Here is a 13,465-nt window from a genome sequence, read left to right as displayed (position 1 = left end):
GCACCGTAGCGTTTGACCCATGAGGGACGAATCTCTGCTGAGAGATGTTCTGGCCGAGCTGGGCGACGACCGCCTCCGGGAACTCGCCGGGGAGCTCGGCACCGACGCCCGCGGGGCACAGAGGGTCGTCGAGGCCACCGTCTCGGCCCTGCCCGACTCGACCGGGGAAGGCACGCTCGCCGGAGTCATCAGCAGGATCTCCGCCTCCACCACCGCCACCGTGGCGGAGCGGACCGGCTTTCCGCCCGACTCCGTCTCCCGCGCCCTCGAACTCCTGCTCCCCGTGGTCCTGTCGGTGATCGCGGACCACCGCAGAGCGCGGAAGTGACGGCCGGGGCATCACCCCTGGTCGTGCCCCCAGGAGCTCACGCACCGGCAGGTCCTCACTCCTCCCCGGACACCCGCAGGACGTGCCGTACGTAGCGCTCCGCGACCTCGGCGAGGACCTCGGTCCCGTCACGTGCCCACAGCCCCGGGTTGAAGATCTCGACCTCGATCGGGCCGTCGTACCCCGCCGCGTCCGTCCGCGCCCGGAACCGGCGCAGATCCACGCAGCCGTCCCCCAGTTGGCCGCGCCCGAGCAGCACGCCCTCGGGCAGCGGCGTCACCCAGTCCGCGAGCTGGAGGGAGGCGATCCGTCCGCCGCGCCCGGCGCGTTCGATCTGCCCGTCCACGGTGTCGTCCCACCACAGGTGGTACGTGTCCACGACCACACCGACCTGTTCCGGCGGGAACCGCTCGGCGAGATCCAGCGCCTGGGCCAGCGTCGAGACGACGCAGCGGTCGGCCGCGTACATCGGGTGCAGCGGCTCGATCGCAAGCCGCACCCCGCGCCCGGCCGCGTACGGCGCCAACTCGCGCAGGGCGTCGGCGACCTGCTCGCGGGCGCCCGCCAGGTCCCTGCTCCCCGCGGGCAGTCCGCCCGACACCAGGACCAGGGTGTCCGTGCCGAGGGTCGCGGCCTCGTCGACGGCCGCGCGGTTGTCGTCCAGGGCGGCCGCCCGTGCGGCCGGTTCGGCCGCGGTGAAGAACCCCCCGCGGCACAGGCTCGTCACGGTCAGGCCCGCGTCCCGTACGAGCCGTGCCGCGCGATCCGCCCCGTACTCCCCTACCGGCGCGCGCCACAGGCCGACTCCGGGGACGCCGCCCCGCGCGCAGCCGTCGACGAGTTCGGGGAGGGAGAACTGGCGGAGGGTCTCCTGGTTGAGGCTCAGCCGCGCCAATTCGGGGCGGTGGGCGGCGGTCATCCGTCGACCCCGTACAGCGCGAGCAGGGACCGCATCCGGGCCTCGGCCAGCGCCGGGTCGGGGAACAGGCCGAGCCTGTCGGCCAGTTCGTAGGCCCGCGCCAGGTGGGGCAGGGAGCGGGCCGACTGCAAGCCGCCCACCAGGGTGAAGTGCGCCTGGTGTCCCGCCAGCCAGGCCAGCAGCACCACCCCCGTCTTGTAGAAGCGGGTCGGAGGCGAGAACAGGTGCCGGGACAACTCGACGGTGGGGTCCAGCAGGGCCCGGAAGCCCTGGGTGTCCCCGCTGTCCAGGACGCGTACGGCCTCGGCGGCGAGCGGCGCCAGCGGGTCGAAGACGCCGAGCAGGGCATGGCTGAATCCGTCTGCGTCGCCCTCGATCAGCTCGGGGTAGTGGAAGTCGTCGCCGGTGAGGACACGCACACCGGGCGGGAGCAGGCGGCGCAGGGCGACTTCGCGGCCGGCGTCCAGCAGCGACACCTTGACGGCGTCGACCGTGCCGGGGTGGGCGGCGACGAGTTCCGTGAACGTGCGGGTCGCCGCGTCGAGGTCGTCGCTGCCCCAGTAGCCGGTGAGCGCCGGGTCGAACATCGGGCCCAGCCAGTGGAGGACGACGGGGCGCGCGGACTGGCGCAGCAGATCGCCGTAGACCGCGAGGTAGTCGTCGGGCCCGCGGGCCGCGGCGGCCAAGGCGCGGGAGGCCATGAGGACGGCTTGGGCTCCGGTGCTCTCGACGAACGCGAGTTGCTCCTCGTAGGCGGCGCGCACCCGCCCGAGGCCGGCGGCCGGTCCCGTGAGCTGGTCGGTGCCCGCGCCGCAGGCGATCCGGCCGCCCACCGCGCGGGCCTCGGCCGCCGAGCGGCGGATCAGTTCGGCCGCGGCCGGCCAGTCCAGGCCCATGCCGCGCTGCGCGGTGTCCATGGCCTCGGCGACGCCCAGGCCGTGGGACCACAGGTGGTGGCGGAAGGCGAGCGTGGCGTCCCAGTCGAGCGCCGCCGGGCCGTCGGGGGTGGTGTCGGCACACGGATCGGCGACGACGTGCGCGGCGGCGTAGACGGTACGGGTGCGAAAAGGCGCCGGGGCGGCGGCCGTTCGGGCCTCCTGACCGTGGAGGGACGGGGTCGGGGCGGGTGCGGTGACGCAGGGGGCGGGGTCGGGCCGCGGCTCGTACACGCGCAAGCCGCCCCGGGGGCCGGGGAGCCGGATCACCGGAGGGTCCTCGCGGCACCGAGAGGGGATCGAGTGGTGGCCGGGCGCGCCCCGGCGGCACCCTCGCCTGCTCCTTTCCCGGCACCCTCGCCTGCTCCGTTCCCGGCACCAGTGCCGGTGCCGTTACCGGTAACAGTGCCGGTGCCGGGCTCCGGACGCGTCAGCTCCGGTACGTCGAGACGGCGCCCCTCCGCGGCCGACCGCAGGCCGAGTTCGGCGAGCTGCACCCCCCGCGCGCCCGCGAGGAGGTCGTGGGTCCAGGGCTCGCCGAGCGCCACATGCCGCAGGAACAGCTCCCACTGTGCCTTGAACCCGCCCCCGAAGGAGGCGTTGTCGGGGACCTCCTGCCACTGGTCGCGGAAGCTCCCGGTCACGGGGACGTCGGGGTTCCAGACGGGCTTGGGGGTGGTCGAGCGGTGCTGGACGCGGCAGTTGCGGAGTCCGGCGACCGCCGACCCCTCCGTCCCGTCCACCTGGAACTCCACCAGTTCGTCGCGGTGGACCCGTACCGCCCAGGAGGAGTTGATCTGTGCGACCACGCCGCCGTCGATCTCGAAGACGGCGTAGGCGGCATCGTCTGCCGTCGCGTCGTAGGGGCGGCCCCGCTCGTCCCGGCGGGCCGGGATGTGGGTGGTGACGTGGGCCTGCACGGTGCGTACGGCTCCGAACAGCCCGCGCAGGACGTACTCCCAGTGCGGGAACATGTCCGCGACGATCCCGCCGCCGTCCTCCGACCGGTAGTTCCAGGAAGGCCGTTGGGCCGGCTGCCAGTCGCCCTCGAAGACCCAGTAGCCGAACTCACCGCGCACGGACAGGATCCGGCCGAAGAAGCCGCCGTCGATCAGGCGCTTCAGCTTGAGCAGTCCCGGCAGGAAGAGCTTGTCCTGGACGACGCCGTGCCGGACGCCCGCGGCGTCCGCGAGCCGGACCAGCTCCAGGGCTCCGTCGAGCCCGGTGGCCGTGGGCTTCTCGCAGTAGACGTGCTTGCCGGCGGCGATCGCCGCACGCACGGCACGCTCGCGGCCCGTGGTGATCTGCGCGTCGAAGTAGATGTCGGTGGCGGGGTCGTCGAGGACGGCGCCGAGGTCGGTGGTCCAGTGCTCCAGCCCGTGGCGGTCGGCGAGGTCCTTCAGGGCGTGGGCACGGCGGCCGACGAGGACGGGCTCGGGCCACAGCACCGTGCCGTCGCCGAGATCCAGGCCGCCCTGCTCCCGGAGGGCGAGAACCGACCCGACCAGATGCTGGCGGTGCCCCATGCGACCGGTCACGCCGTTCATGGCGATCCGAACCGTCCTACGCGTCACGCGGGTTCCTCTCTTCCGGTCTCCGGGTCACCCTTCGCCGGGGGCGCGCTCATGGACCGAGCCGGCCCGGCGGAAACGGGGCGGAAAGCAGGGCGGAAACAACGCAGCAAGCGCTTTCTAATCGGTCAACGCTAGTCGCGGACGGCCTCGCCCATCAAGAGGGCCTCATCTCGCCCGAGAGGTTCGCCGATGCGGCCCGATGGGTGCCCGAGGCACCGAACACCGCCTGCGCGCCACGCCGTTGACCGAATGTCGCCGGTCAACGGATCCGTAACTACGCGCCCGTAGCGCAACCGCTCACCGACACCCGCGCGCACCGCGATCACGCCCCGCGCCGTACGGGAAACGGACTCCGCTCGCCACTCCCGTTCCCGCCCTGCACACCGAAGTCACCGCATTTCGCCTGCAAGGCGAGGTGCGGGGGCCCGACTCCGCGGCGGGTGCCGGGCGACGTCCCACGACTGCCGCCGCACACGCCGTACGGGACCCTGGGCGCGTGGATCCGCGCTGCGGCCGAAAGCGCTTCCCCCCTTGTGGCACCGGGAAGGAAGGTCAACTCCTCCACAGGGCGTCTCGCGAAGTGAGAGCATGTGTCGGACGGTCGAACAGGGGACCCCGCGCTCTCCGTTCCGTACCATCCACGGTTCTCAGGCACGCGGAGGCAGCGATGGCAGTGACCCTGGCGGATGTGGCGGCCCGCGCCCAGGTCTCGTCGGCCACGGTCTCCCGCGTCCTCAGCGGCAACTACCCCGTCTCGGAGTCGACCAGGGCGCGGGTCCTGCGGGCCGTCGACGAACTGGACTACGTGCTGAACGGTCCTGCCAGTTCGCTCGCCGCCTCCACCTCCGACCTCGTCGGCATCCTCGTCAACGACATAGCCGACCCCTTCTTCGGCATCATCGCCGGCGCCGCCCAGACCGAGATCGGCGGCACGCGGACGAGCGGGCGGGGCGGCGAGAAGCTGGCCGTGGTGTGCAACACCGGCGGGTCCCCTGAGCGTGAACTCACCTATCTCACGCTGCTCCAGCGGCAGCGCGCCGCCGCGGTCGTCCTCACCGGCGGCGCCGCGGAGGACCCCGAGCACAGCGCGGCCGTCGCCACGAAGCTCAGCCGCCTCTCCTCCGCGGGGACCCGGATCGTCCTGTGCGGGCGGCCGCCGCTCACGGCCCTTCCCGGCGTGGAGGGCGTCGGTCCCGCCACGGCCGTGACCCTCGCCTTCGACAACCGCGGCGGGGCCCAGCGGCTGACGGCGCACCTGCTGGCCCTGGGCCACCGCCGGATCGGCTACGTGGCGGGCCCGGTCGGACGCTCCACCACGCGGCATCGCCTGGAGGGGCACCTCGCCGCGCTCGCCGCCGCCGGGATCGAGGAGGATCAGGCGCGGCTGACCGTCCACGGCTCGTACGACCGCGAGTCCGGCTACGACGCCGCGCTCGAACTCCTGCGCCGCCGCCCGGATCTGACCGCGATCGCCGCCGCCAACGACTCGATCGCGCTGGGCGTCTGCGCGGCGGTGCGCGACAGCGGTCTGCGCATTCCTGAGGACATCTCGGTCGCGGGCTTCGACGACCTGCCGTTCAGCGTGGACACCGTGCCCGCGCTCACGACCGTTCGTCTGCCGCTGCACGACGCGGGGGCCCGCGCGGGCCGGCTCGCGATGGGCCGCGAGACCCCACCGCCGGGAGGCGTGGCGACGATCCGCGCGGATCTGATGGCGCGGGCGTCGACGGCTCCGCCGCCCGCCGGGGCGTAGCGTCCACGGGCGGTCCCGCACACCGAGCGGTCGCGGGCATGCTCGCAGGCACAGCGAATTTGCCCTGCCGAGGCGGCGGTTCGGCGATCGCTGAACTCTGCAGATCATGGACATGGCGGTGTACCTCCTCATCCCCCTGATCGGCCTGCTGGGCTCTGGGACAGAGGCTCGACCGGCTCGACCGCCGCGCCGCCCGGACGGAACGCGACATCGGCCGGATCCTCGACCCCCTGGGCATCCGCGAGCCCATGCCGGGGGCGGAGAAGGCCGAGGGCTTCCTGCGGCAGGAGAGGAAGATCGACGCGATCAAGGCGTTCCGCGAGAGCACCGGCGTCGGGCTGCGGGAGGCCGAGGAAGCGGTCGAACGCTGGGAGCGCCGCGGCTGAACCCGGTCGGCCCGGTCCGCCCGAACGGCCGCCCGAACAGCCGCCCGCCCGGTCCGCCCGAACGGCCGCCCGAACAGCCGCCCGCCCAGTCCGCCCGCCGGCACTTCGGCCGGACCCGCCGTCCGCACCGACCGTCGGCTTCCGCCACCCACCGTCACACCGCACCGCGTCACTGCGGCATCCGGCCCTCTTCACAAATGCTTGACCGAGAGCAACTATTGAGTCAAGCAATTCCCGCACGGCTGCCCGACGACTCGGCAGCCGTACCGGAGGGAGGACCCGGCATGGCCACGTCCGACGCTCTCGACACGGCGGTGGCGGAGGTCCGCGCGTTCAACCGCGTCTACACCCGGCTCATCGGCGTCCTCGACTATCCGGAGAAGCTGCACACCCCGTACACGCTCGGCCAGGCGCGTGTCCTTTACGAGCTGACCCGCCGCGATCTCACCCATGTGCAGAGTCTGCGCGAGGACCTGGGGCTCGCGGCCTCCCACCTGAGCCGGATGCTGGCCCGTTTCGAACAGCAGGGGCTGATCACGCGCGAGCGCAACACCTACGACGGTCGCCACCAGCAGATCAGGCTCACCGAAGCCGGACGGGCCGCGGCCGCCGACCTGGACGCCCGGTCGCGGCAGGCCACCACCGAACTGCTGCAACAGTGCAACGGCACCCAGATCCGGGAGTTGACCCACGCGCTGCGCACCGTCCGCTCCACCCTCGCCGAGCCTCCCGCGTACCCGCAGATCCGGCTGCGGGAGCCAGGCCCCGGCGACCTCGGATGGATCGTCTCGGCGCACGGCGCGCTCTACGCCGCCGAGTACGGCTGGAACGCCGGTTTCGAGGCGCTGATCGCCCGCATCGTCGCCGACTACGCCGAGGGCCACGACCCGGCGCGGGAGCGGGTGTGGATCGCCGAACTCGACGGCAGGCCGGTCGGTTCGGTGATGTGCGTACGGGACGAGGCGCCGGACACCGCCCGCCTTCGGCTGCTCCTGGTCGAACCGGCCGCGCGCGGTCACGGGATCGGCGATCTGCTCGTCCGGACGTGCGTGGGGTTCGCGCGGGAGGCCGGGTACCGCGCGCTGGTGCTGTGGACCAACGACGTGCTCACCTCCGCCAGGAAGCTCTACACGCGGGCCGGTTTCACGCTCGTCGCCGAGGAGCGGCACCACAGCTACGGCGCCGACCTGATGGGACAGGACTGGCGGCTGGACCTGACCGCACCGGCGGACCACCCCGCCCGACCCGCCTGACCGGGCCCCGGTGCGACGGCGGTGAGCCCCGGCGGCGCGGCGCGTGATCGTAGCCGGGGACGCCCGGTTTCTGGCACTGTGCCTGGTGCACGTCACGCGGATGCACGGGACGGCGGCGCCCTGCCGGTTCACCGTACGGCGGTGAAGGCCCGCGCCCGCCCCGAGCAGCCGCCCGCCCGTCCCGTCTGTCTGGAGCAGCCGTGAAACTCGCCTTCTCGACCCTCGGAGTGCCCGGTATGCCCGTCGCGGACGTGGTGCGGCTGGCCTCGGCCAGCGGCTACCACGGCGTGGAGCTGCGGGCGCATCCCGAGGAGCCTGTGCACACCGGGCTCGGGATCTCCGAACGGGTCGACGTCGCCGAGGAGTTCAAGGCCGCGGGGGTGGAGATCATCACCGTCGCCGGATACACGCGCGTCGCCGCGCCCGGGGACGACGAGCCCGTGATCGACGAGTTGGGCTCCCTGCTCACCCTCGCCCGCGACCTGGGTGCCTCGTACGTCCGCGTCTTCCCCGGCGGCGGCGACCAGCCCGCCGACGAGGCGGACGTGATCGCCGCCCGCCGTCTCGCCGCGGCCGCCCCGCACGCCGCCGACCTCGGCGTCCGCCTTCTCCTGGAGACGCACGACTCGCACCGGCGCGGCGTGGACGCGGCGCGCGTTCTCGGTCTCGTGGGCCACCGCAGCGTCGGCGCGGTCTGGGACCTGATGCACCCGTGGCTCGGCGGCGAGGACCCGGCGGCCACCCATGCGGTACTCGCCCCGCATCTCGGCTACGTCCAGGTGAAGGACATCGCCACCGCCGACGACACCACGCCGCTGCCGCTCGGGGCGGGGGTCCTGCCGCTCGCCGAGTCGGTCGAACTGCTCAGCCGTGCCGGGTGGGACGGCTGGCTGTGCTGGGAGTACGAGAAGCGCTGGTACCCCGAGGCCCAGGACCTTCCGGGTCTGCTGGAGCCGGGCCGCGACCATCTGTCGTGGCTGCTGGCGCAGTCGGCCTGACGCGGGCACCGGTCAGGAGTACCGGCAAAGGACCCGCGCGAGTCCCGTACGGCTCCGCGCCAACTCCCCGGGCCCCAGGGCACGGGAGGGACCGCGGGCCCCAAGAGCCCGCGAAGACCGAGGAATTCCCTACGACGGAACAGGTACGAGGCATTCCCTCCTGCTTCGGGTTACGCAAAAGTAACCCGAAGCTCGGTCGCTCCGCTTCCGCAGCGACCGAGGCTCCGTGCGCGCCCCCAAGCCACGAAGTCAAGGAGAGGCTGAGGATGTCCCCTGCAGCGTCACCCCCACCCACGCCCTGCCCGACTGCCCTGCCACCGAAGGAAGTCCCGGCCCCGGCCGCCGTTCCGCCGAGCGAGGTCGGGCGGCGTCCCCGCAGCCGGATGGCCCTCGGGCTTGCCGCGCTCGCCCTCGCCTGGGCGACGGTCGGCCTCACCGCGCCGCCCGCCGCCGCCACCGACGGAGTGGACACCTACGGCCTGGAGCGGGCGTCGAACCCCGACTGGATGGGCCGGCTCCCCGATTCGACCGCCCTGACGGACCTGTCGATCCCCGGTACCCACGACACCATGGCCCGCGCCGTCACCCCGATCGCCGAGACCCAGGAGAGTGACCTGCCGCAGCAACTCCGCTCCGGCATCCGCGCGCTGGACATCCGGCTGCGGCACATCGGGGACGTCTTCACCATCCACCACGGCGTCGTCTACCTGAACAAGAACTTCACCGATGTGATGCGGGAGACCACGGACTTCCTCAAGGAACACCCGCGGGAGACCGTCCTCATGCGCCTCCAGAAGGAGCACACCGAGGAGAACGTCACCCGTACCTTCGAGCAGACCCTCAAGTGGTACGTGGAGAGCAACCCGGAGACCGCGGGGCTGATGCGTCAGTACTTGTGGCGGCCGAAGTCCGTGAACGATCCGTTCCCGAGCCTCGGCGAGACCCGCGGCAAGATCGTCTTTCTGCAGAACTTCGACAGCTCGGAGCCGTTCGGTCTGCGCTGGTCGCGTTCCGACATGGACATCGAGGACCACTACGAGGTGCCCACCGTCTTCCACATCTCCCGGCGCTGGGACAACGCGAGGACCCAGCTGGAGAAGCTGAAGAATCCGGCGGCGGGGAAGATGTACGTCACGCACTTCAGCGGCGCGAGCCTCGGCGCGTTCCCCGACGCCGTGGCGGGCGGGGTCCTCGGCATCGAGGGCGTGAACTCCCGCGGCCACGCGTATCTGCAGAGCGTCAACGCCCCCTGCGCGCCCCAGCGCTGCCTGAAGAAGACCGGCACGGTCATGATGGACTTCCCCGGCCCCGATCTGGTCAACCGGATCCTGCAGTACAACGACACGTTGCGCTGAGCGCGCACCGCCGCCGGCCGGTGGAGACGGCCTCCCGCCTCCACCGGCCGTGGCGTGTCACCGCGGCCGGGACCCGTACGCCCGGATTTCCGGGTGCGACGGAGCCCTGCGGTACGTGCCGGAGAACTGAGTAGTGAACGCTCGTGAACTTTCGGCACCCGCTCTCCAGGGAGCCGGCCACCCAGGACGGCGAGAGGATCAAGGGCGCCCACACCCTGACCAAGGGGAAGCTCACCCTCACCGCGGAGACCCGCGCCGGCTTCGCCCTGGGCGAGGTGACCGTGATCTCCTCGGGCCCGGCCCCCTCCCTCCCCGTCCCCGCTCCGGCGCCCGCGAAGGGGCTGGCGGCCGAACTGCTGCAGGGCGAGTCGACGACGCTGATCGGCACCTCCGCCGACTCCACGCCCACCGCGGTGTACTCCACGGACAAGTCCGTCGACGCGTACGCCGACGACCTCAACACCGCGGGATACGAGGCGAACCAGGCCGAACAGGACGGTGAGCCCGTGAAGGACACCTTCACCGTGACCAGGGACGGCAGGACGGTCACCCTCCAGCAGGTCACGATGTTCACCGTGGGGACGCTGCTCGTCGCCGTCGAGGTGGAGGACAGCTGACGGGGACGGCGAGGGCCGCGCGGGGGCGCCGTCGTCGTCTCCGCACGGCGACTCACCGCGGCACCGCTCACCCGCGCGGCTCCAGGCGGCACTGCGCCGCCACCCCGTACGGTCCGCCGGACCCCCGGTGCGGAATGTCCCGCGGTCCGGCACCCAGCGCGTCGGCGCAGAGCTGGGCGAACCGGCGCAGTCCCGGAATCGCCAGCACCCAGCCCAACAGGGCCCAGCCCAGGTGCAGATGGCCGAGCATCCGGGCGAACGCCGCGACGCCGTCCGCCCGTACCGTGCCGTCGTCGGTCTCGTACGTCATCCGCCGCAGCCGGCGCGGGTGGTCCTCGGCGGCGACCAGGTCGAGCCCGACGGGGCGTCGCCCCGCGACCCAGCGGCCGAACCGGCTGCAGGGACCGCAGGTTTCGGCGACTGAGAGGCGGGCGGTCGCGGTACCCGGCCAGGGACGCAGCCGGGGCAGCCAGGCGCGGACCCCGGCGCGGTAGGCCGTCCACTGCTCCCCGTGGACGGCCCGGAGCCCCGCGCTCTCGTGCCAGTCGGCGAGCCCGGCGCCGTAGGCGAACGAGACGGCCGCGGCGGCGGCCATCCGCCAGTCGAGGGCGATCAGGGCGAGGAGGCCGTGGCCGAGCGCGATCGAGAGCTGCATGGGGTTGCGCACATACGCGTACGGGCCGCTGGTCACCAGCCGGAGCGGCGGATCGTACGGGACGGGTGTGCCGCCGCCGCGCTGCACGAACTCCCGTACCGCGACGAGGCCGAGGAGCACCGGTACGGCGAGGACCTGGGCGGTGAGGGCCGCACCGACCGTTCCGCCCGGCACTCCGGGGCGCAGTACCACCACGGGCAGGGCGTACATCAGGGCGCCGCTGAGCAGCACTTGCATACCGGCCCGTACCGCAAGGCGCCGCCGTCGCAGGGTCCAGCGGGCGAGGAGCAGACCCGGCACCAGCGCGACCGCGACCGCCAGGGCCTCGCCCAGGAGCCAGGCGCCGCCCAGCCGTACCACCGGCGCGGCGAAGGGCATGGCGGCCAGGTCGAACCAGGCGAGCCCGGCCACCACGAGCGGGAGCGGAAGCCGGTCGGATCCGGCGAGCACGGGCAGCGCGCCCCACAGGAGCGCCCAGCCCAGCAGCAGGTCGACCGGCAGTCCGGCCGCGGTGCCGCCGTCGGCGTGGAAGGACCACCAACCCCGGTGGACGGCGAGGAGGTTGACGGCGGGCAGCCAGACGGCGTTCCAGGCGGTGGCCAGGATCGCGGCGCCGACGGCCCGGCGGGCGGGCGGCCGGGTCGCGGCGGCCACGACGGTCCCGGTCAGGGGCAGGAAGAGGCAGGCGGCGCGGACGAGCGCGGCTCCGGTTCCGCTCATGGTTCCGTCACCCCCGCCCCCGCCTCCGACGCCGTCGCCCACGGCTCCGACGCCGCCCACGCCGTCTGCGACTCCGTCGCCCGCGCCGTCTCCCGCGTCATCGCCGCGCTCCGGCGGTGAAGGTGTCCGACAGGTACGCGGCGGCCTGCTCCATGCCGTACTTCTGCAGCGGGCCGAAGTACCAGCCCGGGTCGTAGGTCCGGCGGTAGTGCAGCGTCCAGCGCGCCTTGGTGCCGCCCCCGTCGGCGGCCGCCCACTCCACCTCGGCCGAGTCGAGCGCCAGCCAGCGGGCCAGGGTGGTGTCCTTCTCGATCCGGAACACCACCCGTCCCGCCGACCGCTCCGCGACCACCAGGCGCATCGCGCGGGGCGCGGGCCGGGCTCCGATGCCCAGTCCCTTGCGCGGGTTGAAGGTGATGGCGCGCGCGTCGCCGACGTCGAGCCCGTCCCCCTCGGCCTTCTGCGGGCGCGGGAACGGGACGGCGCGCAGGAACAGCGGCTCGGGGTCGGCGAACCGGGGCGTGGCGGCGAGCGCCGCCTCGTACTCCGCCGGGCTCGCGGAGACGGTACGGGTCGCGGACGCGGCGGTCTCACGCGGCAGTTCGTAGATCCCCGTGCCCTCGACGACCAGCAGGGCCAGTAGAGGGATGCTCACGAAGGCGTGGGCCCGGCCGGCGCCGCCGTCCCCCCGGCCCCTGCGCCTCCGGGCGCGGTCCACGGTCCAGCCGATGATCACGGCGAGGAGGTAGAAGAGCGGTGCGGCCATGACGAGGCAGACGACGCCCTCGTTCAGCAGCGGCCCCGCGAGCGCGAGTCCGATGGTGACGGAGGCGAGGGCCGTGCCGGTGGCGCTCCTGGGGCGGGCCCAGAGCGAGACGGAGAGCGCGATGAACGCGGGCAGGCCCACGTAGAAGAGCGCCGTCTGCTCCAAGTGTCCGGCGTGCAGCACCTTGTAGAGCAGCATCGCCGTGAAGAGGGCCAGCAGCACCGCGGCCAACCGCAGGCGCGCCGGGGGTATCGGGGGGTGCGTCCCGCCCTGCCCCTCCCTGTCCTGCTCCATCGCTTCCACCCGGCCTTTCTCGTTCATCAGTCGATTGCATCGAGCAGTTTAATCACTCGATTAAACCGTATGATGAAGGAACGGCGAAAGGAAGGTCAAATGACGGCTGACACCAAGGACCGGCTGATCGATGCGGCGATCGTGGTGCTGAAGGCCCACGGGTACGGCGGCACCAGCGCCCGCACCATCACCAAGGAAGCGGGGGTCAACTCGGCGCTGGTCTTCTACCACTTCGGCGGCGTCGACCCGCTCCTCCTCGCGGCCCTCGACCGGTCGTCGGCCGACCGGATGGCCCGGCACCGCGCCACCGTCGCGGACGTCTCCACGCTGGAGGAACTGGCCGACGCCGCCACGCGGATCTACCGCGACGACCTCGAAGGCGGCCACATCACTCTGTTCACGGAGCTGGTGGCCGCCGCCATCGCCAAGCCCGAGCTGCGCGAGCAGGTGGCGCGACGGGCCGAGCCCTGGCTGGAGTTCATCGAGGAGACCCTGGAGCGGGTCATCGGGGGTACGCCGCTCGCCCGCCTCACCCCGCCCCGCGACCTCGCCAACGCGGCGATCACCTTCTACCTCGGGGTGAACCTCTTCACGGTCCTGGACGCGGACCGGTCGCGGACGGACTCGGTGTTCGCCATGGCACAGCGCCTGGCCCCGCGCGCCAAGCTCCTGACGATGCGTCTGCCGAGCCGGCGGAGGTCACCGCGCAAGGCCGAGTAGCGGGCACTCGTACGTGGAAGGGCCCTGGCGCCCGTACGGACCAGGGACCGGCGCCCGTACGGACCAGGGACCGGCGCTCGTACGAGGCAGGGCTTCCCGCCGGGCAGGGCGGCCAGCAGGAGGCGCGCCGTGGCGGCGAACCGCCGGGGGTCGGCCGTTCTCGGCGCTTCCCATTGACTGGCACTAACTTTC

General features: G+C 73.0%; 12 protein-coding genes and 1 pseudogene. 8 read left to right on the top strand and 5 right to left on the bottom strand.

The window, feature by feature from the left end:
- The first annotated feature begins 19 nt into the window (after nt 1-19).
- A complete protein-coding gene (locus ABZ822_RS09575) occupies nt 20-328 on the top strand; it encodes a hypothetical protein (protein ID WP_360849532.1) in 309 nt (102 codons plus the stop codon).
- Nucleotides 329-383: 55 nt separating this feature from the next.
- On the opposite strand, the gene ABZ822_RS09570 is transcribed toward ABZ822_RS09575, so the two are convergent.
- From ABZ822_RS09570 to ABZ822_RS09560, 3 genes and pseudogenes are all read right to left on the bottom strand, one after another.
- On the bottom strand, nt 384-1,247 hold the full coding sequence (locus ABZ822_RS09570; protein WP_360849529.1) for a sugar phosphate isomerase/epimerase family protein: 864 nt from the start codon (nt 1,245-1,247) through the stop codon (nt 384-386).
- Nucleotides 1,244-2,452 carry a dihydrodipicolinate synthase family protein gene (locus tag ABZ822_RS09565; RefSeq protein WP_360849526.1) on the bottom strand — a complete coding sequence of 403 codons (1,209 nt, stop codon included), beginning with the start codon at nt 2,450-2,452 and terminating at the stop codon, nt 1,244-1,246. Before ABZ822_RS09565 ends, ABZ822_RS09570 begins: the two co-directional genes overlap by 4 nt.
- 161 nt (nt 2,453-2,613) lie before the next feature.
- Nucleotides 2,614-3,756, bottom strand: a pseudogene (locus tag ABZ822_RS09560) (Gfo/Idh/MocA family oxidoreductase); the annotation flags it as partial.
- Between the two features lie 667 nt (nt 3,757-4,423).
- Here ABZ822_RS09560 and ABZ822_RS09555 point away from each other — a divergent pair.
- The 6 genes from ABZ822_RS09555 (at nt 4,424) to ABZ822_RS09530 (ending at nt 10,118) form a co-directional block, all read left to right on the top strand.
- Nucleotides 4,424-5,509 (top strand): LacI family DNA-binding transcriptional regulator, encoded by a 1,086-nt coding sequence (locus ABZ822_RS09555; RefSeq protein ID WP_360849523.1) that lies wholly within the window; start codon nt 4,424-4,426, stop codon nt 5,507-5,509.
- A 248-nt stretch (nt 5,510-5,757) separates the two neighbouring features.
- Nucleotides 5,758-5,895 carry a ribosomal protein L7/L12 gene (locus tag ABZ822_RS09550; protein ID WP_360849521.1) on the top strand — a complete coding sequence of 46 codons (138 nt, stop codon included), beginning with the start codon at nt 5,758-5,760 and terminating at the stop codon, nt 5,893-5,895.
- 284 nt (nt 5,896-6,179) lie between these two features.
- Nucleotides 6,180-7,148, top strand: a complete 969-nt coding sequence (locus ABZ822_RS09545; RefSeq protein ID WP_360849519.1) for a helix-turn-helix domain-containing GNAT family N-acetyltransferase — start codon at nt 6,180-6,182, stop codon at nt 7,146-7,148.
- A 200-nt stretch (nt 7,149-7,348) separates the two neighbouring features.
- A complete protein-coding gene (locus tag ABZ822_RS09540; RefSeq protein WP_360849517.1) occupies nt 7,349-8,146 on the top strand; it encodes a sugar phosphate isomerase/epimerase family protein in 798 nt (265 codons plus the stop codon).
- 383 nt (nt 8,147-8,529) lie between these two features.
- Nucleotides 8,530-9,501: a phosphatidylinositol-specific phospholipase C gene (locus ABZ822_RS09535; protein ID WP_360849514.1), complete on the top strand. Its 972-nt coding sequence runs from the start codon at nt 8,530-8,532 to the stop codon at nt 9,499-9,501.
- 143 nt (nt 9,502-9,644) lie between these two features.
- Nucleotides 9,645-10,118, top strand: coding sequence for a hypothetical protein (locus tag ABZ822_RS09530; protein ID WP_360849511.1), 474 nt, complete (start codon nt 9,645-9,647; stop codon nt 10,116-10,118).
- A 67-nt stretch (nt 10,119-10,185) separates the two neighbouring features.
- Here the strand turns inward: ABZ822_RS09530 and ABZ822_RS09525 are convergent, their stop codons facing one another.
- On the bottom strand, nt 10,186-11,493 hold the full coding sequence (locus ABZ822_RS09525; protein WP_360849508.1) for an isoprenylcysteine carboxylmethyltransferase family protein: 1,308 nt from the start codon (nt 11,491-11,493) through the stop codon (nt 10,186-10,188).
- Nucleotides 11,494-11,590: 97 nt separating this feature from the next.
- A complete protein-coding gene (locus ABZ822_RS09520) occupies nt 11,591-12,580 on the bottom strand; it encodes a hypothetical protein (RefSeq protein ID WP_360849505.1) in 990 nt (329 codons plus the stop codon).
- 72 nt (nt 12,581-12,652) lie between these two features.
- Between ABZ822_RS09520 and ABZ822_RS09515 the strand changes: the two genes are divergently transcribed.
- A complete protein-coding gene (locus tag ABZ822_RS09515) occupies nt 12,653-13,273 on the top strand; it encodes a TetR family transcriptional regulator (RefSeq protein WP_360849502.1) in 621 nt (206 codons plus the stop codon).
- Nucleotides 13,274-13,465 lie beyond the last annotated feature (192 nt).

The organism is Streptomyces sp. NPDC047108, assembly GCF_040643575.1.
In the GTDB taxonomy this organism is placed as follows: Bacteria; Actinomycetota; Actinomycetes; order Streptomycetales; family Streptomycetaceae; genus Streptomyces.
Note: the sequence above shows the minus strand (reverse complement) of the source record. Positions and strands in the feature narration are given on the sequence as shown.